This window comes from Salinicola tamaricis, from assembly GCF_003006155.1.
Taxonomy (GTDB): domain Bacteria; phylum Pseudomonadota; class Gammaproteobacteria; order Pseudomonadales; family Halomonadaceae; genus Salinicola; species Salinicola tamaricis.
In genome coordinates this window covers 2,411,964-2,438,739 of record NZ_CP023559.1, presented here as the reverse complement: position 1 = coordinate 2,438,739, position 26,776 = coordinate 2,411,964, and the positions used below count along the sequence as shown (strand labels likewise).

The following is a 26,776-nucleotide window of genomic DNA, read 5'->3' as shown; positions in this document are numbered from 1 at the left end:
CTCCCGGCACCGACCGACACCCAGTCGGCCATGACCCCGCGTGAGATCGTCCATTCGCTGGACCAGTACATCATCGGCCAGCACGACGCCAAGCGCGCGGTGGCGATCGCCCTGCGCAACCGCTGGCGCCGCATGCGCCTGGACGCTGACATGCGCGGCGAGATCGTGCCCAAGAACATTCTGATGATCGGCCCCACCGGGGTGGGCAAGACCGAGATTGCGCGACGTCTGGCCAAGCTCGCCGGCGCCCCCTTCCTCAAGGTCGAGGCGACCAAGTTCACCGAGGTCGGCTACGTCGGCCGCGACGTCGAGTCGATCGTGCGCGATCTGATGGAAATGTCGATCAAGATGGTGCGCGAGCAAGCCAAGACCGAGGTCCGCAACAAGGCCCAGGATGCCGCCGAGGAGCGCATCCTCGATGCCCTGCTGCCGCGCCCGCGGGGCAGCGAGTACGACAGCGGCCGCGACGACTCCGGCACGCGTCAGGTATTCCGCAAGAAACTGCGCGAAGGCCAGCTCGACGACAAGGAGATCGATATCGAGGTCACCCCGGCGAGCCAGGGCATCGATATCATGACCCCGCCGGGCATGGAGGAGATGACCAACCAGCTGCAGAGCCTGTTCGCCAACATGGGCAAACAGAAGACAGAGAGCCGCCGGGTCACGGTCAAGGAAGCGTGGAAGCTGCTGCAGGACGAGGAAGCCGCCAAGCTGGTCAACGAGGAGGGATCAAGCAGCGCGCGCTGGAAGCGGTGGAGCAGAACGGCATCGTGTTCCTCGACGAAATCGACAAGGTCGCCAAGCGCGGCGAGTCCGGCGGCAGCGGCGGCGACGTCTCCCGCGAGGGTGTGCAGCGTGACCTGCTGCCGCTGATCGAGGGCTCCACCGTCTCCACCAAGCACGGCATGGTGCGCACCGACCATATCCTGTTCATCGCCTCCGGCGCCTTCCACCTTTCCAAGCCGTCGGACCTGATCCCCGAGCTGCAGGGGCGCCTGCCGATCCGGGTCGAGCTCACCGCCCTGACCCCGGATGACTTCAAGCGCATCCTGACCGAACCTTCGGCGGCGCTGACCAAGCAGTATCAAGCGCTGCTCGGCACCGAAGGGCTGGAGGTGCAGTTCACCGAAGACGGCATCGCGCGGATCGCCGAGATCGCCTGGCAGGTCAACGACGGCACCGAGAATATCGGCGCGCGCCGCCTGCACACGGTGATGGAGCGGCTGCTCGAGGAGGCCTCCTATCAGGGCGGCGACTTCGCAAGCCCCTTGGTGGTGGATGGCGCCTACGTCGATGCCCAGCTCGGCGAGCTGGCGGTGGACGAAGATCTGTCGCGCTATATTCTGTAATCCCGAGCGCCGCAGGCATGCCAAGCGCGTGCCCGCGGCGGCGATCATGACGCTGGCCTCGACGTCCGCTGGACTCGATACACATAGCGCCTATTTCCAGACCCTCTGACGATGGGCACCGGCGGCGGGGTAAAGTGAGGGGCCTTTGCCAGGGATGGCAAAGGTAGCGCCCAGGGAGGGGTTCACAGCGCCCTCGCGACGCCCTGCCACCGGATGAGCCCACGTCGTCTAGCGGTTGTGAAAGGCGTTCTATGGCCTGCGGCGTCTCGGGGCCTGCGACGTCTCGAGGCCCGCGTGCGTCGCGCCGCTCGTCTTCTTCCCATGGGCGCCTGCCCCACGCCAGGAGGTTTCGCCATGTCCGCCCCCGTCCCCACCCGCGTGCACTACCACAAGCGCGACCGAGAACTCGAACTCGGCTATGCCGACGGCAGCAGCTACCGCCTGGCGATCGAATTGCTGCGGGTCTACTCGCCCTCGGCCGAGGTCCAGGGGCATCACCCCAGCGAAGCGGTGCTGCAGACCGGCAAGCGCCACGTCGGGCTGCTCGACGTCACCCAGGCCGGACGCTATGCGCTCAAGCTGCACTTCGACGACGGCCACGACAGCGGTCTCTACACCTGGGACTACCTTTACGAGCTGGCGACCGAACAGGAGGCCCGCTGGGCCGACTATCTGGCACGGCTGGCACAGGCCGGGGCCTCGCGCGAGCCGAGCACGATCCAGATCCATCAGGTGTGAAGGCGCGGCGCCTCGGCGCAAAGACAAGGCCCGGACCAGACGCTACAATGCACCATCGACCGAGTCAGCGAAGACTCGACCCGCCTGCCCTCGCCGCGGCCGCCGTTGACGGCGTTCGCGCGGCGATCTACAGCGTCTTTTCGGGGAGAAGCACATGGACAAGCGCACGACCGACTTCGGCTACGAGCAGGTCGCGGTCGAGGAGAAGGCCGCCCGGGTGGCGGACGTCTTCCATTCGGTGGCCGCGCGCTACGACGTGATGAACGACCTGATGTCGTTGGGTATCCATCGGCTGTGGAAGCATCTCACCCTGGAGCGCAGCGGTGTCCGTACCGGCCATCGGGTGCTCGATATCGCCGGCGGCACCGGCGATCTGACGCGCCAGTTCGCCAAGCGCGTCGGCCCCAGCGGCCGGGTAGTGCTGGCCGATATCAACGCTTCGATGCTGCGGGTCGGTCGTGACAAACTGATCGACAGCGGCGTCGGCGATAACGTCGAGTACGTGCAGGCGAACGCCGAGAGCCTGCCGTTCCCCGACAACAGTTTCCACTGCATCACCATCGCCTTTGGCCTGCGCAACGTCACCGACAAGGATGCCGCGCTGCGCTCGATGACCCGCGTGCTCAAGCCCGGCGGGCGCCTGCTGGTGCTGGAGTTCTCCAAGCCGATCAACGGCCTGCTCTCCAAGGCCTACGACCAGTACTCGTTCCGGGTACTGCCGCAGGTCGGTCGACTGGTCGCCAACGACGCCGACAGCTACCGCTATCTGGCGGAGTCGATCCGCATGCACCCGGACCAAGAAACGCTCAAGGGCATGATGCAGACCGCCGGACTCGAACGCGTCGAGTACACCAACATGACCGGGGGCATCGTCGCCCTGCACCGCGGTATCAAGCTCTGAGCATGGCTGGCGTGGTCGACAACTTCACGCTGGTGGCCGCGGAACGGGCCATCGCGCGGCTGTTGGCGCGCGATCCGGCGACGCCTTCACGTCTGCGCGCCCTCGACGGCCGCAGCCTGCGCCTGGTGAGCAAGGCACCGCCGCTGGCGCTGCGGATGAGCTTCACCGACGCCGACATCCGCATCTCCCGGATCAGCGACTGGCAGCAGCACGACAATCTGGTGATCGGCGTCGACCGCCACGTGCTCGAGCGCTGGGTCGCCGGCGATTCGCTGGAGCGGCTGCTGTTCAACGGTGATCTCGACGTCAGCGGCGATACCGGCATGCTGGCGCCGCTGCAGACGCTGCTGCTCGATCTCGACCTGGACTGGGAGGGCGCGCTGGCCCAGGCTCTCGGTGCCACCCCGGCCCACGGCCTGGCCCGTGCGCTCGGCTATCTGACTCGCCAGGCGCGAGCCAACGCCAGCGAGTGGCAGCAGGACTGGCGCGAATATCTGTTCGAGGAAGCGCGACTGATCGCCGGGCAGGATCAGCTCGAGGTCGCCCGTGATGCCCTGAGCGCACTGCGCCTGCGCGTCGACCGTCTCTCGGCGCGGGTCACCCGTCTCGAACGCGAACACACAGCTAGTGCTGCACAGGAGCCGCGCCCATGAGTCTGCGGCTGATGCGTATCGCCTGGACCGTCTCGCGCTACCGTCTCGATACTCTGGTGCCCCAGGAGCGCCTGCCGCCAGTACTGCGCTGGCTGTGGCGCTTTGCCCCGGCCCGGCTCATCCCTACTGGCAGCCACACCCGCGGCGAGCGGCTGCGGCTGGCGCTGGAGTCGCTGGGGCCGATCTTCGTCAAGTTCGGCCAGATGCTCTCGACCCGACGCGATCTGCTGCCGCCGGATATCGCCGACGAGCTCAAGCGGCTGCAGGACCAGGTGCCACCGTTCCCCGGCGAGACCGCCCGCGCCATGGTCGAGAAAGAGCTGGGCAAGCCGGTCGCCGAGGCCTTCGCCAGCTTCGAGACCGAGCCCATGGCCTCGGCCTCGATTGCCCAGGTGCATGCCGCTGAGCTGCATACTGGCGAACGCGTGGTGGTCAAGATCATCCGCCCTGGCATCGAGCGCACCATGCGCGAGGACATCGGCCTGCTCTACACCTTCGCCCGGCTGCTGCGCCGGGTGCCGGAGGCGCGCCGCCTGCGCCCGGTCGAGGTGGTCGAGGATTACGAAGCGACGCTATTCGACGAGCTCGACCTCAACAAGGAGGCGGCCAACACCTCGCAGCTCAAGCGCAACTTCCAGAGCTCGCCGCTGCTCTATGTGCCCAGCATCTACTGGTCGCTGACCCATCGCCAGGTGATGGTGCAGGAGCGTATCGAGGGTATTCCGGTGGCCGACGTGGCGGCGTTGAAGGCCCAGGGTACCGATCTCAAGAAGCTCGCCGAGCGCGGCGTGGAGATCTTCTTCACCCAGGTGTTCCGCGACAACTTCTTCCATGCCGACATGCACCCCGGCAATATCTTCGTCTCCCGCGAGAACCCCACCGAGCCGCGCTATATCGCCATCGACTGCGGCATCGTCGGCAGTCTCACGCGGGAGGACCAGGACTATCTGGCGCGCAACCTGCTGGCCTTCTTCCGCCAGGACTACTACGAGGTGGCGGTGCTGCACATCGAGTCTGGCTGGGTCGGGCGAAGGCACCCGGGCCAACGAGTTCGCCTCGGCGATCCGCGCGGTGTGCGAGCCGATCCTGGAGAAGCCGCTCAAGGACATCTCCTTCGGCCAGGTGCTGCTGGGCCTGTTCCAGACCGCGCGGCGTTTTCACATGGAGGTGCAGCCGCAGCTGGTGCTGCTGCAAAAGACCCTGCTCAATATCGAAGGGCTGGGGCGCCAGCTCTATCCGGACCTCGATCTTTGGAGCACTGCGCGGCCCTATCTCGAGCGCTGGATGCGCGAGCGTGCCGGCCCCAAGGGATTCTGGCAGACGCTCAAGAAGCACGCCCCGGAGCTGGCCCATCAGTTGCCGGAGCTCCCGGTGCTGGCCCACCAGGCGCTCTCCGAGCGCGACGAACAGCGTCGGCAGCGGCGCCAGCAGACCGCCGCGCTGAGTGGCCTGCAGCAGCGCTTCGAGCGCGCCGGCGCGCGCGCCCGCCGGCTACGCCTGGGGCTGCTGCTGCTGGTGCTGGCTGCTGGGGCTGGCAGCCGATGCTCGGCTGGGCCGAGCAGCAGCCGTGGCCGGTAGTCGCTGCAGCGCTGCTGGGAGTGGCGCTGCTCGCCTGGCGCTGAGCGCGGGCCGCCCGCGGCGGCCCGGCTCGCGAACCGCTTATTTAGACTCAGGATTGTCATCTCATGAGTGATACTCTCGAACGATTGGCCGCCGTGCTCGCCGAGCGCCGCGACGCCGACCCGCAAAGCTCCTACGTCGCGCAGCTTCATCACCGGGGTCTCAACAAGATTCTGGAGAAGGTGGGCGAAGAAGCGACCGAGACGCTGCTTGCCGCCAAGGACGTCAAGGCCGATGATGAGCAGAGTCGGCAGGCACTCGTCGGCGAAGTCGCCGATCTGTGGTTCCACAGCCTGGTCATGCTCTCGCATCTGGAGGTCGACCATCGCGCCGTGCTCGACGAGCTGGCCCGACGCTTCGGCGTCTCCGGCCTGGACGAAAAAGCGGCTCGGCAGCCAAACCCGTAAGCGCTACCTAGGGTCAATTCAGCGTCAATCGTGTCAGCGCCTCGGCGCATGCCTCAAGGAGTAAGGTTATGTTGGGTGGTATCAGTATCTGGCAGTTGCTGATCGTGCTCGGGATCATCATCTTGATCTTCGGCACCAAGAAACTGCGCAACGTCGGCAGCGATCTGGGCGGCGCGGTGAAGGGGTTCAAGAAGGCGATGCACGACGAGGATGACAAGGAGAAGGCGGACAGCACCTCTCAGCAGCGCATCGACCACTCCCAGCAGGCGTCACAGGACAGCCGCTTCGATAGCGACGAGATCAAGTCGGGCGCCGACGACAAGGCCGAGCGCAAGTAAGCGGCGATGTTCGATATCGGCTTTTTCGAACTGCTGCTGATCGGCATCGTCGGCCTGCTGGTGCTGGGGCCGGAGCGCCTGCCCATTGCCGCCCGCACCGCCGGGCTGTGGATCGGCCGCATTCGCCGCAGCGTCGCCAACATGCAGCGCGAGATCACCTCCCAGCTGGAGGCAGAAGAGCTGCGCCAGAAACTCGCCGAGCAGCAGCGCAAGCTCGACGAGGGGGTCGGCCGAGTCAGGCAGGAGGTCGAACAGGGCCAACGCCAGCTCGACGAGGGCGTGGGCCGGGCTCGCCACGCGGTTGAGAAGACCCTCGGCAGCGACGAAGCTCGCCCAGGCACGGCGCGCGCCACATCGGACGACTCGACGCCGACCGACGCCGCTTTGCCCGACGCCGCTTCGTCCGAACAGGCATCGGCGTCACACTCGCCGCAACCGGATGACCCAGCCCCGGCGAAGCACTTCGACGCCGTATCGCCCCCCGCCCCCGCCGATCCGCCGCCACGACCCGCGGATGATCTGCCCGCGCCGGCGAGCGGTACCGAGGACAAGGATTCGAATACCCGATGAGTGACGCCTCACGCCCACCGGAGGAAGAGCAACCGCAGGCCCCGCTGATCGAGCACCTCATCGAACTGCGCTCGCGCCTGATGAAGGCGGTGATCGTGGTGATCGCCATCTTCGCCGTGCTCTACGCCTTCTCCAACGATATCTACCGCTTCGTCGCCGAGCCGCTGATCGCACTGCTGCCGGCGGGCTCGCGCATGATCGCCACCGAGGTGACCTCGCCGTTCCTGGCTCCGTTCAAGCTCACCATGGTGGTCTCGATCTTCGCCGCCGTGCCGGTGATCCTGTATCAGGCCTGGGCCTTCATCGCCCCGGGGCTCTACCGCCATGAGAAGGCGTTAGCCTTTCCGCTACTGGCATCGAGCATCGTGCTGTTCTACTGCGGCGCGGCCTTCGCCTACTACGTGGTATTTCCGCTGCTGTTCAGCTTCTTCGTCCACACCGGCCCGCAGGACGTGCAGGTGATGACGGACATCAACGCCTATCTCAACTTCGTGCTGAAGATGTTCTTCGCCTTCGGCGTGGCGTTCGAGATTCCCATCGCCACCTTTCTGGTGATCTGGACCGGTATCACCGACGTCAAGAGCCTGACCAGGAAGCGCCCCTACGTGATCCTGATCTGCTTCGTCGTGGGTATGCTGCTGACCCCACCCGACATCATTTCGCAGAGCCTGCTGGCGGTGCCGATGTGGCTGCTGTTCGAGGTCGGCATCCTGTTCGCGCGCCTGGTACGCCGGCGCCGCGTGGACGCAAGAAGCAGACGCCGATACCACGCACTGAACCCGGCGAACCGACGCCAGCGCCCTGATAACCGCGCACGACTCGATAGCCGTGGCCAATGTGGCCAATGCGTCGTGTGCGGCCTCTCATCTCTCACCACGCTTCGCCCGGTTCTCTCCGCCCTGTCCGGCACAGGGTTGTTATACTGGGCAGGTACCATGACGCCCATGTCATCGTTTTGTCATTCGGCGCTGATAGCGTTGCCTTCGGCGTCGCGGGGCGGTGTCACACCCGTCTCGTCGCTTCTGTGGAGATTCCCATGCGTCATTCCCTGTCCCGTCAGTACCCCGCCACCCGCATGCGTCGACTGCGCAAGCGTGAGTTCTCCCGCCGCCTGTCACGGGAGTCGGCACTGACCACGGACGATCTGATCCTGCCGGTGTTCGTGCTCGACGGCGAGAACCGTCGCGAGGCGATCCCCTCGATGCCCGGCGTCGAGCGGCTGTCGATCGACGAGCTGCTGCGCGAAACCGAAGAGCTGGTGGCACTAGGGATTCCGGCGATCGACCTGTTTCCGTTCACCCCGCCGGAGAAGAAGAGCGCCGACGGCGCCGAGGCGTGGAACCCGGACGGGGTCATTCAACGCGCCATTCGCGCGCTGCGCGAGCACTTCCCCGAGCTCGGTATCATCACCGACGTGGCGCTCGACCCCTACACCACCCACGGCCAGGACGGTATTCCCGACGAGAGCACGGCTACCTGCAGAACGATCGCACCATCGAGGCGCTGATCAAGCAGGCGCTGTCGCATGCCGAGGCCGGCGCCGACGTGATCTCGCCATCCGAATGATGGATGGCCGCATCGGCGAGATTCGCGCCACCTTCGAGCGTGAAGGGCTCCACGAGACCCAGATCATGGCCTACTCGGCCAAGTACGCCTCGAAGTACTACGGTCCCTTCCGCGACGCCATCGGCTCCAGCGGCAATCTGGGCCGCGCTGACAAGTTCAGCTACCAGATGGACCCGGCCAACACTAACGAGGCACTCCACGAGACCGCCCTCGATATCCAGGAGGGGGCCGATATGGTGATGGTCAAGCCGGGGATGCCCTACCTGGACGTGGTCCAGCGGGTCAAGGAATCCTTCGGCGTGCCGACATTCGTGTATCAGGTGAGTGGCGAGTACGCGATGCACATGGCCGCCTTCGAGAAGGGCTGGCTCGACGCCGACAGCGTGATCCTGGAGTCGCTCACTTGCTTCAAACGCGCCGGTGCCGACGGCATTCTCACCTACTTCGCCAAACGCGCCGCGCAACTACTCAACGCCTGACCACCGCGGGCGCGTCTGCCCGGGTGCGGGACATCATTGTGGAGAACAGTCGATGACAGACACCCAGGACACGCCCGGCTCCGGTCGAGAACTCGCCAGCACCAGTTTGCCGGTCGATGACGGCAGCTCGCCGCCCCTGCGGGTCAACCGCACCCGCAAGGGCATCCACGCCAAGGCGACCCCCTCGCCGCAGGCGGACCTGAGCGATCCCACGCTCTACTTCAACCGCGAGTTGTCACACCTGCAGTTCAATATCCGCGTGCTCGAGCAGTCCTTGGATCCTTCACATCCGCTGCTCAATCGACTGATGTTCCTGCTGATCTTCTCCTCCAACCTGGACGAGTTCTTCGAAATCCGGGTCGCCGGGCTCAAGCACCAGATGGCCCTGGCCAACGAAGAGGTGGGCGCCGATGGCCTGCCACCGGCGCGCACGCTGGAGGAGATTTCGCGCATCGCCCACGAACAGGTCGATCGCCAGTACCACATCCTCAACGATGCCCTGGTGCCGGCGCTGGAGGAGCAGAACATCCGCTTTCGCCGCCGCGCGCAGTGGACGCCGGCCCAGGCCGCTTGGGTCGCCGACTACTTCGAGGAAGAGATCGCGCCGGTGATCAGTCCGATCGGGCTGGATCCCTCGCACCCCTTCCCGCGACTGGTCAACAAGAGCCTCAACTTCATCGTCGAGCTCGACGGTACCGACGCCTTCGGCCGCGAGGGCGGGTTGGCTATCCTGCCCGCGCCGCGCTCGCTGCCGCGCCTGATCCGCCTGCCCGAGGCGCTGTGCGAAGAAGGCTTCACCGACTATGTGTTCCTGTCGTCGATGATCCACGCCCATGCCCATGAGGTGTTTCCCGGCATGGAGGTCGAGGGCTGCTATCAGTTCCGCCTGACCCGCAACGCCGATCTCTCGGTCGACCCGGAAGAGGTTTCGGACCTTGCCTCGGCGCTGCGCGGCGAGCTCTTGGCTCGACGCTACGGCAGCGGCGTGCGCCTGGAAGTGGCCGACAACTGCCCGGACAACCTGATCGACTTCCTGCTCAAGCAGTTCGAGCTCGGCGAGGCGGATCTCTACCGGGTCAACGGGCCGGTCAACCTGACCCGGCTGATGTCGGTGCTGGATGACGTCCAGCGACCCGACCTGCGCTACCGCTCCTTCACCCCGGGGCTGCCCAAGCAGGTGCGCGGCGACGTCAACCTGTTCTCGATGATCCGCCAGGGCGATATCCTGCTGCACCATCCGTTCCAGTCGTTCACGCCGGTCGAGGAGCTACTGCGCCAGGCCGCCCGCGACAGCGACGTGATGGCGATCAAGCAGACCCTCTACCGCACCGGCGCCGACTCCTCGATCGTCAGTGCCCTGGTCGAGGCAGCCCGCGGCGGCAAGGAAGTGACCGTGGTGATCGAGCTACGGGCACGCTTCGACGAGGCCGACAACCTGGCGCTGGCCTCGCGCCTGCAGGAGGCCGGGGCCATCGTCATCTACGGGGTGATGGCCTACAAGACCCACGCCAAGATGATGCATATCGTGCGCCGCGAGAAGGGCGAACTGCGCCACTATGCGCATCTCGGCACCGGCAACTACCACGCCAAGACCGCCAAGCTCTACACCGACTACAGCCTGATGACCGCCAACGAGGCGCTCTGCGAGGACGTTCACCGCGTCTTCCAGCAGCTCTCCGGGATGGGCAAGCCGCGCAAGATCAACACCCTGCTGCATGCGCCCTTCACCCTCCACGACACCCTGGTGGCGATGATCGAGCGCGAAGCCAAGCTGGCCGAGAGCGGCAAGAAGGCGCGCCTGGTGATCAAGTGCAACGCCATCACCGAGCCCAAGCTGATCCGCGCGCTCTACCGCGCCTCCCAGGCCGGCGTGCGCTGCGATCTGATCATCCGCGGCATGTGTTGCCTGCGCCCTGGCGTGCCGGGGATCTCCGAGAACATCCACGTGCGCTCGATCATCGGTCGCTTCCTCGAACACACCCGGGTCTACTACTTCAGCAATGACGGGGCCCACGAGGTGTGGTGCTCCAGCGCCGACGCCATGGAGCGCAACATGTTCCACCGCGTCGAGACCTGTTTCCCGCTGCTCGACAAGAAGGTCGCCCAGCAGGTGCGCAAGGACCTCGACACCTACCTAGTCGACAACTGCCAGAGCTGGGTGCTCGATAGCGAAGGCCAGTACCACCTGCAGGAGAGCGGTGACGCCGAGCCGGTCAGCGCCCAGGAAACGCTGCTCTACGCCTACGCCAGCCAGGCTTGAGATCACTATCGCCGCGCCCGGCCAGGGCGCGGCAGGCCCCCATCCGTAGCACTCCGCGCTGCCTTACAGCGATTCTCGACGCTAGCCCTATCACGTATCCCCAGCGCTGGCACTCATCCAGGGGCCGAGCGCGGTCTATATCGCTCTCCAGACCAGCACGCCACTGTTCTGACATCTAGGGTTCTTACGTTCCGGGTACTCACGTCGCGCGCGCTCATTTCAGCGGTGCCTGGGCCGCGCTGACAGCGGGTGCGGCGCCGTTGCCTCGGCCCCCGCCACTGGCGTAAGTCCCCCATGCGCTCGCCCCAAATGCAAAAGGGCCGCGCTGTGCGCGGCCCAAAACTTGTGTGACGAGTTGGTTTACGTGACGAGATAGCCGCGGATCAGACCGCGATCTCGCCACCATCACGCTTGCGGATCACCACGGTGGCGGCACGCGCGCGCACGCTGCCCGACTTCGGGATGGCGACCGTGGCATCCTGCACGTTGGCGTCAGGATCGGCCGGCCAGTTGCCCGGGTGCTGGATGTTGATGAACAGCGAGGTCTTGTCCGGCGTGGCGAAGATACCGGTCACCTCGCAGCCGTTGGGGCCGACGGCGAAGCGCTTGAGCTGGGCCTGGTCGGCGGCATCGATCACCGCCTTGTCTCCCGGGCCGCGGCTGACGTTACCCGGCACCACCGCCAGCACCTGGTCGTTGGTGTAGTCGGTGACGTTGTCGTAGCCGTTATCGGTCTCGATCCACAGGATGCCGCGACCGTCGCCGCGATCGTCGTACCACAGGCCATCGGGGCTGGCGAACTGGTTGAGCTCGGTGAGACCCGAGAAGTTGTCGGGATCATTCTCGGCGGCGCCGAAGACGAACACTTCCCACTCGAAGTTGGTGCCAGCGGGCGACGGCTCGCGCCAGCGAATGACCTGGCCACCCTCGTTGTCGGGCCGCGGGTTGGCGGCATTGACCGGGGCCGTGGCATAGCCCGCGCCGAGCGCCTCGATGTCGCTACCACCATCGGTGTAGGTGGCGGCGGTGCCTTCGGCAGTGCGCTTGGAGTTGTTGGTCAGGGTCATGTAGACCTCGCCCGAGGAGGGGTCGACGGTACCCCACTCGGGACGGTCCATCGGCGTCGCGCCCATGAAGTCGGCGGCGTCGCAGGTATTGATGATGACCCCGGCGAGATCGCGCTCGTTGGCCAGATTGAGCGCCTGCCACAGCGGCCGGCCGTTCTGGGTGGTAGCGTCCGGAGTCAGCGGCAGCCAATCGCCGCTGCCATCGGCGTTGAAGCGCGCCACGTAGAGGGTGCCCTCGTCGAGGTACTTGGAGCCGATCGCCAGGCGGTCGTAGTCCTGACCCGGGCGATTGGCATCCTGGGGGTCCCACTTGGCCTTGGAGACGAACTTGTAGATGTACTCGTTGCGCGAGTCGTGGCCGGAGTAGAACACCACCGGCTCGCCCTCGATCACCTTGCCCGGCCAGCAGCCCTCGTGGCGGAAACGACCGATATGGGTGCGCTTGAGCGCGGCGGTCTCGGTGCCCACGCTGGCGGTGTTGCCGTAGGGGTCGATCTCCACCACGTAGCCGTAGGTACGCGGCTCGTTGCGGTAGTCGCCGGCGGCGGAAGCCGCGCTCGGCGTGGCGTTGAAGCGCGCGAACTCCCCGTTGGTGCCCCCTGGGCGGTCTCCCAGCCGTAGCGGCCGCGGCCATCGGGCAGACCCAGGCGCTCGTCGTCAGGATACGGTCGCTAGACTTGGTGAAGACATTGGGCCAGTTCTCCTCGCAGGTGAGGTAGGTGCCCCAGGGGGTGTAGCCGTTGGCGCAGTTGTTGTTGGTGCCGCGGGTGCGCGTGCCGTTGGTGGAGTAGGCGGTGATCACGTAGTCGCTGCCGCGCACCGGGCCGGCGAGTTCGATCGGCGTGGCCGAGGTGATACGACGGTTGTAGCGCGAACCGCGCTCTTCACGCCACTGGCCGTTGGCATCGAGCATCAGCTTGACCAGGGTCACGCCGTGGGCGTTGATTTCGGTGCGTACCTCGTCGGCCGGGCGCGCGCCGCTGGAAGCATTGGTCGGGCCACCCTGAGGCGCCCACAGCGCATCCTGGTCGATATATTCATTGTTGAGCGCCATGATGAACTCGCGCGAGGCGCTCTCTTCGCTCAGTGCGAAGTTGTGCATGCCGTCGTGGTTCATGCCCACGCTGGCCGCCTGGTAGTCGGGCGTCACGCTGCGGTCCGCGGACCAGGCGCCAACGCTGTTGTCGAGCGGCGTCCCCCAGGGGATCACCACTTGGGCGACATAGCCTTCGGGCACCACCACCCCATTGGTGCGCGAACCGCGAATCGAGGCGAACGCCAGCGCCAGCGGCGTGGCTTCTGAAGAGCCGCCGCCGGCGCTGCCGTTGTCGTTGCTATCGTCACTGCTGCAACCGGCCAGACCGAACCCGCCGAGCAGGCCCATGGCGGCCAGTCCGGCGCCTCCCTGCATGATGCCGCGACGCGAGACACGGCGGGAGAGTACCGACGTGAACGGCTCGTTGCCGCTCTGGTTGGAACGCGATGATCCTCGATTTCCTTGCTCTGGGGTGTCCCCTCTCTGTGAGTGATCCACTAATGACGGTCGACTGATGCCATGGCGCCCGGGCCGGCGATGCGCGCCGCCGGCCACTTGGCGTCCCGGTGAATGCGGTCACCGGGCTGCGTTACCCGGAGGCAACTTAGAGCAGCAACGTGACAACCCCATGACGACTTGGCGGCAGAGCCAGAGCCCTGGCGGCGTCACGAAACCGTCATCTCCCAGTCATTAGGATGCCGAGTCCGGCGGCGGCGAAGACCGTGCGCCGCGTTGGATCATTCGCGGGAGCCCCATGACTGACCCCCTTTCCATAGACGCTCCGGCCATCGACGCCCCAGCCATCGACGCCCCGGCCAACAGCGTCCCGACCATTGACCCTCGGGCCAACGACGGCCGGCGCTGCGACCCGATCCGCCGTCGCCTCGTCGGCCCTGGGTGGTGCGCTGCTCGGTACCGGGCTGGGCGGCTGCGCCACGTCTTCGATCTCGACGCGCACGGCACGCGCACCGACACCGGGACACCAGGTCGAGCTGCTCTACGTCGCCGATACCCTGGAGTGTCTCGGTCCCACGCGGATCGTCGCCCCCGCCACCTATCTCGGCCCGGCGGAACTGCTCGGCGCCGCCCCCTGGGCCACCGCGGACGGCGTGACCACGCTGGTCGGCAGTGCCGGCGCCGAATGGGCCGACCTCTATACGCCTCGCAGCGCCGCGCGGCGCCACACCGCCGGCTATGGCGGCCTGGCCGCCCAACTCGCGCGGCTGCGCCGTGAACTCGGCGCCAAGAGCACTCTGACCCTGGAGAACGGCCAGTGCTGGAGCGGCAGCGGCCTGGGGCATCTCGCCAACGGCAGCGCCGGCGTCGCCGCCAGCCGCCTGCTCGCCAGCGATGCCCGGGTCAGCAGCGACGAGCGCGTACTCTGGCCACAGCGCGCCCCGGCGCTCTACGCGACTACGCGCGCCCGGTGCTGGGCAATCTGGCCGCGCCACCCGCCGGCGTCAGCGTGGCGACCCGCTTCGAACGCGATGGCGTCCAGGTGGCGGTGGTCGGCGCCAGCGACCCCAACGCCCTGGACGAGACCCGCCCGCTCGATCAGTGGTACCGATCCCTGGCCGAGAGCGTGGCCAAGGCCGCCGAAGGCGCCGATCTGGTGGTGCTATTGGCCGACACCGGCAGCGCCACCGCACGCTGGCTGGCCGGAACGCTGCCGCGAGTCGACTTGGTGCTAGGCGCCCGCGGCCAGGATTTCTGGCCCACGCTGATCGCGGTGGACACCCCCCACGGCGCCCCGGTACCACTGTGTCTCCCCGGCAGCCACGCCAGCGGCTTCTTTCATCTCAGCTGTCGCAGTACCCAGAGCGGTTGGCAGATCCACGCCGATTTCCAGCGCAACGACGTCACGCCGGACGCCGCGGCAGCGGAACACCAGACACGCTTCGACGCCCTGCGCGCGCCCTATGCCGGCTGGCTCGACCGCCCGCTGGGCAGCGCCCCCGGCTGGCTATGGCGCCGCGACAGCGTCGGCGGCAGCTGGGACGGCCTGATCGCCGCCGCCCTCAGTGCCAATAGCGATGCCACCCGCGCCCTGCTCCCGGGGCTGCGCCACGACACCCTGCTGGCCCCGGGCGAGACGATCACCCGCGACCATCTGTGGCGCCTGAGCGGCGGCCATCCGGCGCGGGTCGTCGATCTCGCGCCGGACCCCGACGCGCTGAAGCGTCTGCTCGAACGCGCGCTGGACAGCAGTCTAGGCCTGCCGCTGATCCTCAATGACAGCCGCGACCTGCCGCGCCTCTCGGCGACCCACTGGATGCTCGACTACGGCGCCGCCGCGGGAGAACGCGCGCATCTCGATGCACTGCCCGGCGGAATCACCTGGCGCAGCTTCAGCGCCCGCCCCCAGGCCGGCGGCGAACCGCTGTGGCAGCGCCTGGAGCGCTATCTCAACGACCACGGCGGCACCCCGCCGGCTCCCACGCCACCGAGCGTCGAGGCACGTTACGTCGAGGGGCATCCCGGCTGGCATCCGCAGGCGCGTCTGAGCGTATGACGCCCCCGGCCTGGCTGAGCGCCCCGGCACGGTGGCTGGCGCTGTGTCTGCTGGCGTGGCTGGCGGCCCAAGCGCTGAGCGGCGCGGCACGACTGCTGGCGCCTGCCGCGTCCGTCTCGGCGCCGACGACCTTCATCCTCGACCCCGCCGCGCTGCCGCCGGTGCCCACCGCCTGGCAGCCGCAGGCCATCGCGGCGGACACGCGCATCCCGCTCACCGACCTGCCCTACCAGGTGGTCGGCCGGGCGCTGAGCCGAGGCGCGAACTCGCTGGTGGTGCTGGCGACCCCCGACGGTCAGCGCGCGCTGATGCCGGGGGATCGCATCGCCGCAGGCATCACCCTGGCGCGTATCGATAGCGAAGGCGTGGTGCTGTCCCGCGATGGGCGCCTGGAGCGCCTGGCCTGGCCCGAGCCTGACACGGTCCCCAGCGGCGCCATCGTCCGCGTCGGGCCGAGCACACCGGCCGCCACTTCATCCACGCTTTCGGAGTCATCCCCATGAGACCCCAGCCGTATCGACTGGTGATCACGCTGCTGCTGGCCCTGCTGCTCCCGACCCCGGCCCAGTCACAGACCCAGCCCCAGACGCCCGGGGATGACATCAGCACCACGGCAGCGGACGCCACGCCGCGCTACGACGTCGACTTCCAGCAGACCAGCCTGCGCGAATTCATCGACAGCGTGGGGCGAATCACCGGCCACGCCTTCATCGTCGACCCGCGGGTACAGGGCAACATCTCGTTGACCAGCCAGCGCCGGCTGAGCGCCGACGAGCTTTACCGCCTGTTCCAGAACGAACTGCAGATCAACGGCTACGCCACGGTGCCGCTCGCCGACGGCCAGGTGCGCATCGTGCCGGCCCAGGCCTCGCGCACCCAGCCGCTACCGCTTGGTGACAACGCCCAGGGGGGCAATGTCGCCACCAGCGTGATCGCCACGCGCAACCTCGACGCCGCCACTCTGGCCGGCGTGCTGCAGCCGCTGGTCGACAGCCAGGTGGGCACGGTCACGCCATGGCCGGAGAGTCATCTGGTGGTGGTCACCGACTGGCGTGACAACCTCCAGCGACTGACCCAACTGGCCCAGCGTCTCGACCGCCAGCGCGATCTCCAGGCCGCGGTACTGCCGCTCGAGCACGCCTCCGCCGATGAACTCGCCGGCACCCTGGATACGCTGATGCAGCGCGAGGGCGGCGGCCAGGTGAAGGTGGTGGCCAATCCGCGCGCCAACGCTCTGGTGGCCTACGGCGACCCCGCTGGGCTGGCCCGGGTGCGCCAGCTCGCCGCCTCGCTGGACAAGCCCCAGGCCGAAGCACAGCAGCGCAACACCCGGGTGATCTATCTGGACAACGTCAGCGCCGAATCGGTGGTCTCAGTGCTCGCCGGGCTGACCGGCGACCGCGCCCAGAACACGGGCAGCGCCAACCCCCAGAGTCAGGTACAGCAACTGCTGCAGCGCGCCGGCAGTGGTGGCGGTGCCCTGCAGGGCGGCAGCCTCACCAGCGCAAGCAGCGGCATGGGTAGCAACGGCAGCGGGCTGCCTGCGCTACCGGACGCCACCAGCCGCAACGCCGCGCTCGCCGGCACCCTCGGCAGCGGCGACGACGCGGTCGGCTTCGCTGTCCACCCCTCGACCAACGCCCTGGTACTGATCGGCCCGCCGGCGCGGCTCGACGCCTACGCCAGCATCATCAAGAAGCTCGATATCCGCCGCGCCCAGGTAGCGGTGGAAGCGATCATCGCCGAGATCACCGAGTCGCGCGCCAAGCGCCTGGGCGTGCAGTGGCTGTTCGGCGATCTCTCCGGCAGCGGCACGGTGCCGGTGGGCGGGTTCAACTACGCCGCCGACGGCCAGCCGGGGATCAACGCCATCGCCGGCGCCGCCGCGCGCAACGACACCAGCCAGCTGGCGCGGCTGCTCGGCAGCATCACCGGGGTCAGCGCCGGGGTGGGCCGGGTCAGCGACAGCGGCGTGAGCTTCGCCGCCCTGCTCGGCGCGCTGCAGAGCGACAGCGAGACCAATCTGCTGTCGACGCCCTCGCTGACCACCCTCGACAACGCCCAGGCCTACATCCTGGTGGGCCAGGAGGTGCCTTTCGTCACCGGCTCCACGACCTTCAACGAGAACCCCTACCAGATCATCCAGCGCGAGGATATCGGGGTCAGCCTGCGCATCCGCCCCTCGATCAGCTCCGACAACACCATTCGCATGGACATCGTTCAGGAGGTGTCGTCGATCGATCCCAATGTCCAGGCCTCCGACGTGGTCACCAACAAGCGCGAAATCGAGACCTCGGTGATCACTCGCGACGGCGGCATCGTGGTGCTCGGCGGGCTGATCAGCAACGCCGGCAACTCGAGCTCGGCCCAGGTGCCGCTACTGGGCGACATCCCGCTGATCGGCAAGCTGTTCCAGTACAACCGCGACGAGCAGGAGAAGCGCAACCTGATGGTGTTCATCCGCGCCCGGGTGCTGCGCGACGCCGCCCAGATGGACAGCGCCACCGCCGACAAGTACCGCTACATGCGCGCCCAGCAGCTGCTCGCCGGCTTCGACGATGACCAAGCGCTGGCGCCGTGGGAAGCGGCCACCACAGCGGCCGGCGGCTCATCTTCGGCCGGCGGTACGCCTTCGACTGGCGCGGGTATGGCTAGCGCGGCGCCGAGCACGCCGGGTCAGCCGCGCTGGAGCGCGCTCTTCCCGGACCAGCGCAGCCGCCTGGGAGCCTGGCGCCATGACCGCGACCGCGGCCTTCAGCGCCGGCGACGACCTCGCGCCGCTGCCCTATCGACTGGCCAAGCGTGCCGGGGTGGCGCTGGCCCCGGGCACGCAGGGTTACCGCCTGCTGTGCCGCGACACGCCATCGCCGCTGCAGCTCGAGGTGCTACAGGATATCCAGCGCCGCCTGGGCCGCGCCGAAGGCTGCGAGTGGCTCGATGGCGACACCTTCGAGGCGCGTCTGGCCGCGCTGCACGACGGTGAACGCGCCGACAACGCGGCGCTGCTGGAGGGCCTGGCCGAGCACGTCGACCTCGACAGCCTGATGCAGGAGCTGCCGCGCGCCGAGGATCTGCTCGAGAGCGAGAACGAAGCGCCGGTGATCCGGCTGATCAACGGCGTCTTCTCCGAGGCCCTGCGCCTGTCCGCGTCAGACATCCACGTCGAGCCGTTCGAGCGCGAGCTGGTGATCCGGCTGCGGGTGGATGGCGCCATGCGCGAGGCGCTGCGTCCGCCGCGGGTGCTGGCGCCGGTGCTGATCTCGCGAATCAAGGTGATGGCGCGGCTCGACATCGCCGAGAAGCGCCAGCCCCAGGATGGCCGCATCACCGTGCGCGCCGCCGGCCGCGACGTCGATATCCGCGTCTCTACCCTGCCCGGCATCCACGGCGAGCGGGTGGTGATGCGTCTGCTCGACAAGCACGCCGCGCTGCTCGACCTCGACCGCCTGGGCATGCCGCCGGCCGTGCTCGAGCGCTACCGCCGGGTACTCGAGCAGCCCAACGGCATCCTGCTCAACACCGGGCCCACCGGCTCGGGCAAGACCACCACCCTCTACGCCAGCCTCAATGCGCTCAACGACCGCAGCCGCAACATTCTCACCGTCGAGGACCCGGTGGAGTACGCCATCCCCGGTATCGGGCAGACCCCGGTCAACCCCCATGCCGGGCTGACCTTCGCCCGGGGCCTGCGCGCCATCCTGCGCCAGGACCCGGATGTGATCATGATCGGCGAGATCCGCGATCTGGAGACCGCCGCCACCGCGGTGCAGTCGAGTCTCACCGGCCACCTGGTGCTCTCGACCCTGCACACCAACAGTGCGCTGGGAGCGATCGCGCGCCTGCGCGACATGGGCATCGAGCCGTTTCTGCTGGCGACCAGCCTCAAGGGAGTGATGGCGCAGCGCCTGGTGCGTCGGCTGTGCCCGGCGTGCTGCGAGTGGCGCCCGCGCCGAGCCGACGACGCCCAGTGGCTGCCCGGCATCGAGACGCTGTCGCGGCTGGCCGAGCCCCAGGGCTGCGAGAGCTGCGACCACAGCGGCTATCGCGGGCGCCTGGGGCTTTACGAGTTCATCCCCATTGACGCCCATTTGGCCGGCATGATCCACGAACGCGCCCCGGAGGCGGCGCTGGCCGAGTACGCCTTCGGCCAGGCCGGCGCCCAGAGCCTGGCGCAGGCGGCGCTGGCGCGGCTGGCAGCGGGCGAAACCGCCCTCGACGAGGTGCTGCGTGCGATCCACCGCTGAGCGCGCGGCCCGCGCTGACCTCAAACTGCCATCGACCGTGGGTCAGACTACGGCGCCATCGATGCCCGTCATGGCCGTCGCGATGCGTGACGGGCGTCATATCGACATCGCTACTGGGGAGAGTCGATGCCCACCTATCGCTATCTGGCCCTGAGCCCCGACGGCCGCCGCCAGCGCGACGTGCTGCAGGCTGAGAGCGAGCGTCAGGCGCGCCAGCTGCTGCACGAGCGTGGTCTGTTTCCGCGCCGCCTGGCGCTGGTGCGTAGCGCCGATGCCGCGGGTCGCAGCGCGGGCCGTGGGCGCCTCGATACCACCAGCCTGGCGCTGCTCACGCGCCAGCTGGCGACGCTGATCGACGCCGGCATCCCGCTCAGCGACGCCCTCGACGCCCTCACCCGCCAGGCCGAGCGCCAGCGCGAGCGGGCGCTGCGCTGGCGGTGGGCACTCGGGTGCGCGAAGGCCACTCGCTGGCCGACAGCCTGAAGCCCCACGCGAGCTTCGACCTGCTCTACCGCTCGCTGGTCGCCGCCGGCGAGCGCGCCGGACGCCTGGCGCTGGTGCTCGAACGCCTGGCCGACCATCTGGAACGGGTCCAGGCGCAGCGCCAGAAGGCGCGCACCGCGCTGGTCTATCCGCTGGTACTGGCAGGGGTCTCGCTGGCGGTGGTGAGCGGGCTGATGACCTGGGTGGTGCCACGCCTGGCGCAGCAGTTCGAGCGCTCCGACATGGCGCTGCCGTGGCTGACCCGGCTGATGATCACTCTTTCCCACCTGATGCTGAGCCTGGGCCCATGGCTGCTAGCGCTATTGCTGCTGAGCGTACCGCTGGCGGCACGGGTACTGCGGCGCCCGGCGCCGCGGGCAAGGCTCGACGCCCTGCTGCTCGGTCTGCCGCGCCTGGGCGAGCTGATCCGGCTACTCGACACCGGGCGCCTGACCCGCACCCTGGCGATCCTCACCCGCAGCGGCATCGCCCTGCGGGAGGCGCTGCGGGTAAGCCGCGACACCCTGGGCAACCACGGCATGCGCGAGGCGGTGGCGCTGATCGAGCAGCGCGTCGAGAGCGGGGTCAGCCTGCACCGGGCGATGCAGGAGTCGGGGCGCTTCTCGCCCTCACTGCTGCACATGGTCGCCAGCGGCGAGGCCAGCGGCACTCTGGATCGCATGCTCGAACGCATCGCCGACGCCCAGGAGGGCACCTTCAACCGCCGCGTCGACATGGCCCTGGCGCTGTTCGAACCACTGATGATCCTGGTCATGGGCGCGGTGGTGCTGACCGTGGTGCTCGCCATCCTGCTGCCGATCATGCAGCTCAACAGCAGCGTGGCGCTGTAGCGCCCCGGCAGACACGCAAGCCATGACGCAAACGACTGATATGACAACGACGAGAGAGGCAACGGCATGACACGCGCTCCCCGCCCGGCCACCAGTCCGGCTTCACCCTGCTCGAGATCATGGTGGTGATCTTCATCATCGGTCTGCTGGTGGCGATCGTCGCCCCCAACGTGCTGAGCAACCAGGACGACGCCATGCAGCAGAAGGCGCGCGCCGATCTCTCGACGCTCGAGCAGGCGCTCGACATGTACCGTCTCGACAACTACCGCTACCCCACCACCCAGCAGGGCCTGGCGGCGCTGGTCAGCCCTCCCACCAGCGACCCACAGCCGGACAACTACCGCGAAGGTGGCTATATCCGGCGCCTGCCCGAGGACCCCTGGGGCAACCCCTACCACTACGCCAGCCCCGGCCAGCACGGCCGGGTCGATCTCTACAGCCTGGGCGCCGACGACCAGCCCGGCGGCGAGAGCATCGATGCCGACATCGGTAACTGGATGCTGTGAGCGCTCGCGCTACCCGGGGCTTCTCGCTGATCGAGCTGCTGGTGGTGATCGTGATCATCGCCTGGGCTCGAGCCTCGCCGTGGCCTGGCTGGCGGGCACGCGCCCCGGCGAGCGGCTCGACCGCGAGGCGCGCGAGCTGGCCGGCACCTTCCGCCTGGCCGCGGACGTCGCCCGGGCGCGCCAGCGAGTGGTCGGCTGGCAGCCGCAGGGCGACGGCTATCGCTTCGTCAGTTGGCAGCCCGGACGCGGCTGGCAGCCCTTCGGCGAGCGCCTGGGGCTGGCCGCGCAGCGCTGGGAGCCGCCGCTTCAGCCCAGCCGTCAGCCGCCGGCCGCCGATACCACCACGCCCTGGCTGGTGTGGCTGCCCGACGGCGAGGTGGTGGGTGCGCATGTCCAACTGGCCAGCGACGGCGCCCGCCGCACCCTGGCGGTGGACGCGCTCGGGGTCAGCGTGACAGGCGGTGGGCGATGAGTGCCAGGCCCGGCTACCACGAGGCCCAATGCCAGCGCGGTTTCACCCTGCTCGAGGTCATGGTGGCGCTATTCATCCTGGCGCTGATCGCGGCGATCGTCGCCCAGGGCGTGCAGCAGCGCGTGCGCATCGCCGAGAGTGCGGCGCGCCGCGCCCCCATGCTGCTGTGCGCGCGGGAGTTCGAAAGCCGTGCGGCGCTCGACCACTACTGGCCGCGCCTGGGCACCCAGCAGGGCGAATTGAGCCAGGCGGGACACACCTGCTGGTGGCGGCTGACGGTGAGCGCCACACCGATCCAGCGGCTGCGCCAGGGGCGCCTGGCGCTCTACGACGCCCCGGACCGCACACACCCGGTCCTCACCTTCACCCTCTATCTGGCACCGCCATGAGAACGCTGGCCGCAAAGACGCCGCACCAGCGCGGCTTTACCCTGCTCGAGGTGATGATCGCCATCGCCCTGACCGCGCTGGTCGGCATCGGCGTGGCGGCGCTGGTCAATCAGCTGGTGAGTACCCGCGAACGTTTCGCCGAACCGGCGCCGCTGGACGCGGAGATCGACTTCAGTCGCCTGCTCACGCGGCGTCTGGAGGCGCTGGTGCAGCGCCCGATACATGCAGGGGGGCGGGCGCTGTTCAACCTGCCACTGGCCTATCGTGCCGATCTGGCACGGCTGGAGTGGGTCTCGCTGGGCGCGGTGGCGCTGCCGGTGGGCGATTTCTACACCCGCCTGCGTCGCCAACGCCTGCAGTGGGATCGCGACAGCGCCACCCTGACGCTCGATTCCAGCGGGCTGCTCGACGCCGCCGGGGAGCCCGAGTGGCAACGGGTGGCGGCACTCGACGGCGTCAACGCGTTGACGCTGGCGTTCTTCTCCGCCGGACGCTGGCTCGCCTCACCGCCGCCGAACGGCATCGCCCAGGGCGTGCGCGTGCAGTGGCAGCGCCATGGGCGACCGGTGACGCTGACCGTGGTCCTGCCGGAGCTGCTGCCATGAGCGTGCCGCCGCCAGCCCAGCGTGAGCCCGTGGGGGCACCGCGCCAGCGCGGGGCGGCGCTATTGATGGTACTGCTGGCGCTGGCGCTGGTGAGCGTCACGCTGAGCGCGCTGACGCTGCAGGGGCGGCGCGAGCTGACCCGTCTCGAACTGCTGCAGCAGGAAACCCAGGCCGAATTCTACGCCCGCGGCGCGGAGATCATCGCCCGCCGTGCGCTCACCGATGCCGCAGTGCGCCATGCCGACCTGTGGTGGCAGACCCTGGCCGGGCGGCCGCTGCGCTACCCCACCGACGCCGGCGAGCTGCGTCTGGTGGTGCACGACCTGCGCACCTGCTTCAACCTCAACGCCCTGGGCGGCAGCCAGGCGGCACTGGCCGAGCAGCAGCTGCGCTACTGGGTGGCGACCTATGCCAGCGAGCGCCTCGTCGGCATGACCCCGGATACCTTCGTCGCCCGCCTCGCCGACTGGATCGATGCCGACAACATCGCCCGCCTCGGCGGCATGGATGGTGCCGACTATGCGCGCCTCGACCCGCCCCGGACGAGCGCCGACACCTGGCTGCGCGATCCCAGCGAGATCAACTGGCTGGCGCCGCTGGACAGCCGCCGCGCCGGGCGTTTCGGTGAACTCTGCGCGCTGCCCGACGACGGCCCCTGGCGGCTCGATCTCAACGCCCTGGGCCCCGGCGACCTGCCGCTGCTGGATGCGCTGTTCCTGGGCCAGGTCGACCGCGGCGCCCTGGCCACGCTGCTGCGCGCCCGCCCGCCGGGCGGCTACACGGATCTCGATGCGGTGCGCCAGGCGCTGGGCGGCGATGCGCCCTGGCTCGACCGCTACGCCAACCGCCTGCGCCTGACCCCGGACTATGTGGCGCTGGATATCCGCATCCGCCTGGCGGATCGCCGCTACGACTTCCAGCGTCTGCTGCTGGCCGAGGGCACCAGCGCCTTCTACCCGCTGCAGCCGGCGGCGAGGGTACGGGTGCTGAGCCGCCGCAGCGGCTATCCCAGCGCTCGGCTCGACGCTATCTCGACCAACGCTATTTCGACCAACGCTATCTCCACCGACGCCGCCGGGCCGGCGGCGGACAACGTCTTCACCCAGGAGTCACCCTGATGCGCCGATCCGCACGCCCGGCGCGCGCCGCCACCCGCCTGCTGGTCGCCCCACGGCTGCGTCTCGCGCCGCGTACCGAAACCGGCGTCGACGCCGATGCGGATACAGTCACAGAGACTGACACCCGGCTTCGTGTCGACTGGTGCCTGGAGGGTGCCACGCCGCACACCCTGAGCGACACCAGCCCTCCTGAGGCGTGGCAAGCACTGACGCGGCTGGCCACCAGCCACCCGGTCACCCTGCTGCTGGCGGCGGATGCGGTCAGCCACTTCCATCTCGCCGCGCCACGCGGGCTCAAGCGCCGCGAGTGGCCGCTGCTGCTGGAGACGGTAACCAGCGATGCGGTGGACCAGCTCCATCTGCATCCGCTGCAGCGCGGCCGCGGCCACCTGGAACTGATCGCCTTGCCGCGGGCCGAGCTCGCCGCCTGGCGCGCCTGGGCGCAGCGCCTCGGTCTGGCCCCGGCGGGTTGGAGCTGCGCCTTCCTGGCACTGCCGCAGCCGGCGGCGCCGGATCAGATCACCACGCTCGACGACGGCAGCCACCGGTTGTGTCTGGGGCTGGCCGCACCCGCAGCGCCGGGTGCACCGGAGACTCGCCAGTGGCTGGCTTGGCCGCGCGACTGGCCGCTGCCGCCGGCCTGGCGCGAGCGCGACTGCCAGGTAGTCGATGGCGCTATCGATACCGATGCCCATGGCGACACCCGCCAGCCGCGACAGCGCAACGACGAACACGGCGATGGCGAAAGAGACGATAACGAACGCCATGATGGCGGCGAAGCGGCGGCCGAGCAGGCCCGGCGCCGCAGCCTCACCTGGCTGGCGGCGCAGCCCCCCGCCGCGCTGCCGTTCGCCGATGACAGAGGCGCGCGCTGGCCAGGGATCAGCTGGCAGCCGCAGCGACGTACACGCTGGCTGGCGGGGTCCATCGCCCTGCTGGCACTGCTCGACGCCTCCCTGTGGCTGGCCACGACCTGGCGCGCAGAGGCCGCTGCCGGGCAGCAACAGGCGGCAGCGCTGGCCGCGCGCTTCGTCGGCCCACCGCCGGTGGACGCCCAGGCGGCGCTGGCCACTCGTGCTGACGCCATCGACGCCCTGGCCCGGCGCAATCGCCAGCTCAGCGAGGCCCTGGCAACGGCTACGGCACAGCTCGCCGCCACGCCCTGGCAGCTATCACGGCTGGCGGTCACCGGCACCCGGGCTAGCCTGACCTGGCGCTACCCCGAGCCGCCGGCGCCGGTGGTGGTGAACCGGGCCCGCCAGGCTCTCGCCACGCTGGGCGAGGCGCAATGGCAGCCAGGGCCGGGCGAGCTGAGCCTGGCGCTGACCCTGTCCGCCAACGCCCTGGAGACTAGCCCATGAGCCGATTCACCTTGCGCCTGCCCGCCCGACTGGCGCCGCTGTGGATGGCGCGCTCGGGGCGGGAGAAGGGTCTGCTGATACTGGCGCTGGTCGGTGTGCTGGCCTACACCGGCCACGCCGTGCTGACACATCTGCCCGCCGGGGGCGAGCCATTCACCGCAGCGAGACCGGACCCGAGCCTGCTGGGGCTGCCGCCGATCGAAGCGGTGAACGTCGAGCACTGGCGCAGCGCCGCGGTGGAACATGGCCTGGCACTGACCCGTATCGAAACGCATGACGACAGCGTCGTGACCCGCGGTGAGGCTACCTCGCCCGAGGCGCTCAGCGAGTTCGCACGCTGGGCGGCGCAGCGCGGCTGGTGGGCGGTGGCGTGGCAGCTCGAACGCCGCGATGGGCGCAGCCTGGCGCTGGAGGCGCGCTGGCGTAGTCAGCTCGAAAGACCGGGTTCGGGGCCAGAGTCAGGGCCGGAATCAGAGCCGGGGCCGGGAAAGGCGGCGCTGGACACCACAGCGACGGGGAGCCCCTGATGAGACGCAGTATCGCTATGCTGGGCACGCTCGGCGCAGGGCTGACCATCGCCCTCACCTTCGTCCTGACGCTGGCTTTGGACTGGCCGCTGACGACCTTCGGCCCGCGGGCAGCGATAGCGCGTGACGTCACCCTGATCGCCCCCTCGGGGACGCTGGCGGCGGGCCAAGTGGCGCGCATCGCCTGGCGCGCCGCTGGCTGGCCGCTGGCCCTGGGGCCCCTCGACTGGCAGCTGGCCTGGCCCGGGCGGCTCACGCTCACCCTGGGTGAAGGCAGCGGCGCTTGGCATGTCCGCGGCGTCTGGCGCGGCCTCGACACCCACTGGACGCTCAGCGGCGGCGATCTCGACGCGCTCGATCTCTCGCGTCTGCCGCTGGCGCTGGCGGGGCGCTGGGAGGGGCAACTGGATGTCACCCTGCGCGGCACCCGCTGTCTCGCCAGCCACGGCGCGCTGACGGCCTCCAGCGTGACCTTGCTCGCCCCGACCCGGGTCGAACTGGGTCACGCCAAGCTGCAGCTCACATGCCGTGGCGGCACCCCCGAGCTGCGGCTGAATCTGGAAGAGGGTCAGGCCCTGGCGCTCGCGCTGACGCTAGACCCCGACAGCGGCCAGGGCGAGCTGCGCGGGCGCATCGCCGATAGCCATCCGCTGGCCGAGTGGCGCCGGCGTCTCGACCCCGACGCCCGCGGCGAGCGTATCGAGCAGCGCTTCCGCTGGTAGCG

At 68.9% G+C, this 26,776-nt stretch carries 20 protein-coding genes and 8 pseudogenes; 26 read left to right on the top strand and 2 right to left on the bottom strand.

The window, feature by feature from the left end; translation table 11 throughout:
- Nucleotides 1–30: 30 nt before the first annotated feature.
- The 11 genes and pseudogenes from hslU to ppk1 all read left to right on the top strand — a co-directional run bounded on the left by hslU (nucleotide 31) and on the right by ppk1 (nucleotide 10,881).
- Nucleotides 31–1,349: pseudogene (gene hslU / locus CN538_RS11225) on the top strand (ATP-dependent protease ATPase subunit HslU).
- Nucleotides 1,350–1,703: 354 nt separating this feature from the next.
- Nucleotides 1,704–2,087, top strand: a complete 384-nt coding sequence (locus CN538_RS11220) for a gamma-butyrobetaine hydroxylase family protein (protein ID WP_035475677.1) — start codon at nucleotides 1,704–1,706, stop codon at nucleotides 2,085–2,087.
- Nucleotides 2,088–2,241: 154 nt separating this feature from the next.
- A complete protein-coding gene (gene ubiE / locus CN538_RS11215) occupies nucleotides 2,242–2,988 on the top strand; it encodes a bifunctional demethylmenaquinone methyltransferase/2-methoxy-6-polyprenyl-1,4-benzoquinol methylase UbiE (RefSeq protein WP_106419478.1) in 747 nt (248 codons plus the stop codon).
- A gap of 11 nt (nucleotides 2,989–2,999) precedes the next feature.
- Complete coding sequence (locus tag CN538_RS11210) at nucleotides 3,000–3,641, top strand: ubiquinone biosynthesis accessory factor UbiJ (RefSeq protein ID WP_164999582.1); 642 nt, start codon at nucleotides 3,000–3,002, stop codon at nucleotides 3,639–3,641.
- Nucleotides 3,638–5,263, top strand: a pseudogene (gene ubiB / locus CN538_RS11205) (ubiquinone biosynthesis regulatory protein kinase UbiB). Before CN538_RS11210 ends, ubiB begins: the two are co-directional and overlap by 4 nt.
- 63 nt (nucleotides 5,264–5,326) lie before the next feature.
- Nucleotides 5,327–5,668, top strand: a complete 342-nt coding sequence (locus tag CN538_RS11200; protein ID WP_106419476.1) for a phosphoribosyl-ATP diphosphatase — start codon at nucleotides 5,327–5,329, stop codon at nucleotides 5,666–5,668.
- 68 nt (nucleotides 5,669–5,736) lie between these two features.
- On the top strand, nucleotides 5,737–6,006 hold the full coding sequence (tatA, locus tag CN538_RS11195) for a Sec-independent protein translocase subunit TatA (RefSeq protein WP_035475688.1): 270 nt from the start codon (nucleotides 5,737–5,739) through the stop codon (nucleotides 6,004–6,006).
- Between the two features lie 6 nt (nucleotides 6,007–6,012).
- On the top strand, nucleotides 6,013–6,576 hold the full coding sequence (gene tatB / locus CN538_RS11190; RefSeq protein WP_106419475.1) for a Sec-independent protein translocase protein TatB: 564 nt from the start codon (nucleotides 6,013–6,015) through the stop codon (nucleotides 6,574–6,576).
- Nucleotides 6,573–7,316, top strand: a pseudogene (tatC, locus tag CN538_RS11185) (twin-arginine translocase subunit TatC); the annotation flags it as partial. The gene tatB and the pseudogene tatC, both read left to right, overlap by 4 nt.
- A 296-nt stretch (nucleotides 7,317–7,612) precedes the next feature.
- A pseudogene (gene hemB, locus CN538_RS11180) lies at nucleotides 7,613–8,621 on the top strand (porphobilinogen synthase).
- A gap of 52 nt (nucleotides 8,622–8,673) precedes the next feature.
- A complete protein-coding gene (gene ppk1, locus CN538_RS11175; protein ID WP_106419474.1) occupies nucleotides 8,674–10,881 on the top strand; it encodes a polyphosphate kinase 1 in 2,208 nt (735 codons plus the stop codon).
- 383 nt (nucleotides 10,882–11,264) lie between these two features.
- On the opposite strand, the gene CN538_RS25235 is transcribed toward ppk1, so the two are convergent.
- Nucleotides 11,265–12,563 carry a PhoX family protein gene (locus CN538_RS25235; RefSeq protein WP_340638334.1) on the bottom strand — a complete coding sequence of 433 codons (1,299 nt, stop codon included), beginning with the start codon at nucleotides 12,561–12,563 and terminating at the stop codon, nucleotides 11,265–11,267.
- Nucleotides 12,564–12,684: 121 nt separating this feature from the next.
- Nucleotides 12,685–13,332: pseudogene (locus CN538_RS25230) on the bottom strand (PhoX family protein); the annotation flags it as partial.
- Nucleotides 13,333–14,449: 1,117 nt separating this feature from the next.
- Here CN538_RS25230 and CN538_RS11165 point away from each other — a divergent pair.
- The 15 genes and pseudogenes from CN538_RS11165 (at nucleotide 14,450) to CN538_RS11105 (ending at nucleotide 26,774) form a co-directional block, all read left to right on the top strand.
- Nucleotides 14,450–15,496 (top strand): bifunctional UDP-sugar hydrolase/5'-nucleotidase, encoded by a 1,047-nt coding sequence (locus CN538_RS11165; RefSeq protein WP_164999581.1) that lies wholly within the window; start codon nucleotides 14,450–14,452, stop codon nucleotides 15,494–15,496.
- The gene (locus tag CN538_RS11160) at nucleotides 15,493–15,999 is read left to right on the top strand and encodes a hypothetical protein (protein ID WP_106419472.1); all 507 of its coding nucleotides are present in this window, start codon (nucleotides 15,493–15,495) and stop codon (nucleotides 15,997–15,999) included. The genes CN538_RS11165 and CN538_RS11160 overlap by 4 nt, the downstream gene beginning before the upstream one ends.
- Nucleotides 15,996–17,936: pseudogene (gspD, locus tag CN538_RS11155) on the top strand (type II secretion system secretin GspD); the annotation flags it as partial. The gene CN538_RS11160 and the pseudogene gspD, both read left to right, overlap by 4 nt.
- A gap of 295 nt (nucleotides 17,937–18,231) precedes the next feature.
- Entirely contained in the window at nucleotides 18,232–19,740 is a 1,509-nt protein-coding gene (locus tag CN538_RS11150; protein WP_106419471.1) for a GspE/PulE family protein, read from the top strand.
- 126 nt (nucleotides 19,741–19,866) lie between these two features.
- A complete protein-coding gene (locus CN538_RS22830) occupies nucleotides 19,867–20,223 on the top strand; it encodes a type II secretion system F family protein (protein ID WP_242495004.1) in 357 nt (118 codons plus the stop codon).
- Nucleotides 20,190–21,074 carry a type II secretion system F family protein gene (locus tag CN538_RS11145; RefSeq protein WP_242495001.1) on the top strand — a complete coding sequence of 295 codons (885 nt, stop codon included), beginning with the start codon at nucleotides 20,190–20,192 and terminating at the stop codon, nucleotides 21,072–21,074. Before CN538_RS22830 ends, CN538_RS11145 begins: the two co-directional genes overlap by 34 nt.
- Nucleotides 21,075–21,166: 92 nt before the next feature.
- Nucleotides 21,167–21,580 (top strand): annotated as a pseudogene (gspG, locus tag CN538_RS11140) (type II secretion system major pseudopilin GspG); the annotation flags it as partial.
- Nucleotides 21,577–21,621 (top strand): annotated as a pseudogene (locus CN538_RS26285) (prepilin-type N-terminal cleavage/methylation domain-containing protein); the annotation flags it as partial. The pseudogenes gspG and CN538_RS26285, both read left to right, overlap by 4 nt.
- Before the next feature lie 38 nt (nucleotides 21,622–21,659).
- Complete coding sequence (locus CN538_RS11135; protein ID WP_422917580.1) at nucleotides 21,660–22,052, top strand: GspH/FimT family pseudopilin; 393 nt, start codon at nucleotides 21,660–21,662, stop codon at nucleotides 22,050–22,052.
- A complete protein-coding gene (locus tag CN538_RS11130) occupies nucleotides 22,049–22,441 on the top strand; it encodes a type II secretion system protein (protein WP_106419468.1) in 393 nt (130 codons plus the stop codon). Before CN538_RS11135 ends, CN538_RS11130 begins: the two co-directional genes overlap by 4 nt.
- Nucleotides 22,438–23,046, top strand: a complete 609-nt coding sequence (locus CN538_RS11125) for a PulJ/GspJ family protein (protein WP_106419467.1) — start codon at nucleotides 22,438–22,440, stop codon at nucleotides 23,044–23,046. The genes CN538_RS11130 and CN538_RS11125 overlap by 4 nt, the downstream gene beginning before the upstream one ends.
- The gene (gene gspK, locus CN538_RS11120) at nucleotides 23,043–24,164 is read left to right on the top strand and encodes a type II secretion system minor pseudopilin GspK (RefSeq protein ID WP_106419466.1); all 1,122 of its coding nucleotides are present in this window, start codon (nucleotides 23,043–23,045) and stop codon (nucleotides 24,162–24,164) included. The genes CN538_RS11125 and gspK overlap by 4 nt, the downstream gene beginning before the upstream one ends.
- On the top strand, nucleotides 24,164–25,525 hold the full coding sequence (locus CN538_RS11115) for a type II secretion system protein GspL (RefSeq protein ID WP_106419465.1): 1,362 nt from the start codon (nucleotides 24,164–24,166) through the stop codon (nucleotides 25,523–25,525). The genes gspK and CN538_RS11115 overlap by 1 nt, the downstream gene beginning before the upstream one ends.
- A complete protein-coding gene (locus CN538_RS11110) occupies nucleotides 25,522–26,052 on the top strand; it encodes a hypothetical protein (RefSeq protein ID WP_106419464.1) in 531 nt (176 codons plus the stop codon). Before CN538_RS11115 ends, CN538_RS11110 begins: the two co-directional genes overlap by 4 nt.
- Nucleotides 26,052–26,774: a hypothetical protein gene (locus tag CN538_RS11105; protein ID WP_106419463.1), complete on the top strand. Its 723-nt coding sequence runs from the start codon at nucleotides 26,052–26,054 to the stop codon at nucleotides 26,772–26,774. The genes CN538_RS11110 and CN538_RS11105 overlap by 1 nt, the downstream gene beginning before the upstream one ends.
- Nucleotides 26,775–26,776 lie beyond the last annotated feature (2 nt).

Coding starts and splice junctions, on each gene's coding strand:
- CN538_RS11220 (WP_035475677.1), top strand. CDS start 1,704: ATGTCCGCCCCCGTCCCCACCCGCGTGCACTACCACAAGCGCGACCGA.
- ubiE (WP_106419478.1), top strand. CDS start 2,242: ATGGACAAGCGCACGACCGACTTCGGCTACGAGCAGGTCGCGGTCGAG.
- CN538_RS11200 (WP_106419476.1), top strand. CDS start 5,327: ATGAGTGATACTCTCGAACGATTGGCCGCCGTGCTCGCCGAGCGCCGC.
- tatA (WP_035475688.1), top strand. CDS start 5,737: ATGTTGGGTGGTATCAGTATCTGGCAGTTGCTGATCGTGCTCGGGATC.
- tatB (WP_106419475.1), top strand. CDS start 6,013: ATGTTCGATATCGGCTTTTTCGAACTGCTGCTGATCGGCATCGTCGGC.
- ppk1 (WP_106419474.1), top strand. CDS start 8,674: ATGACAGACACCCAGGACACGCCCGGCTCCGGTCGAGAACTCGCCAGC.
- CN538_RS11160 (WP_106419472.1), top strand. CDS start 15,493: ATGACGCCCCCGGCCTGGCTGAGCGCCCCGGCACGGTGGCTGGCGCTG.
- CN538_RS11150 (WP_106419471.1), top strand. CDS start 18,232: ATGACCGCGACCGCGGCCTTCAGCGCCGGCGACGACCTCGCGCCGCTG.
- CN538_RS22830 (WP_242495004.1), top strand. CDS start 19,867: ATGCCCACCTATCGCTATCTGGCCCTGAGCCCCGACGGCCGCCGCCAG.
- CN538_RS11130 (WP_106419468.1), top strand. CDS start 22,049: ATGAGTGCCAGGCCCGGCTACCACGAGGCCCAATGCCAGCGCGGTTTC.
- CN538_RS11125 (WP_106419467.1), top strand. CDS start 22,438: ATGAGAACGCTGGCCGCAAAGACGCCGCACCAGCGCGGCTTTACCCTG.
- gspK (WP_106419466.1), top strand. CDS start 23,043: ATGAGCGTGCCGCCGCCAGCCCAGCGTGAGCCCGTGGGGGCACCGCGC.
- CN538_RS11115 (WP_106419465.1), top strand. CDS start 24,164: ATGCGCCGATCCGCACGCCCGGCGCGCGCCGCCACCCGCCTGCTGGTC.
- CN538_RS11110 (WP_106419464.1), top strand. CDS start 25,522: ATGAGCCGATTCACCTTGCGCCTGCCCGCCCGACTGGCGCCGCTGTGG.
- CN538_RS11105 (WP_106419463.1), top strand. CDS start 26,052: ATGAGACGCAGTATCGCTATGCTGGGCACGCTCGGCGCAGGGCTGACC.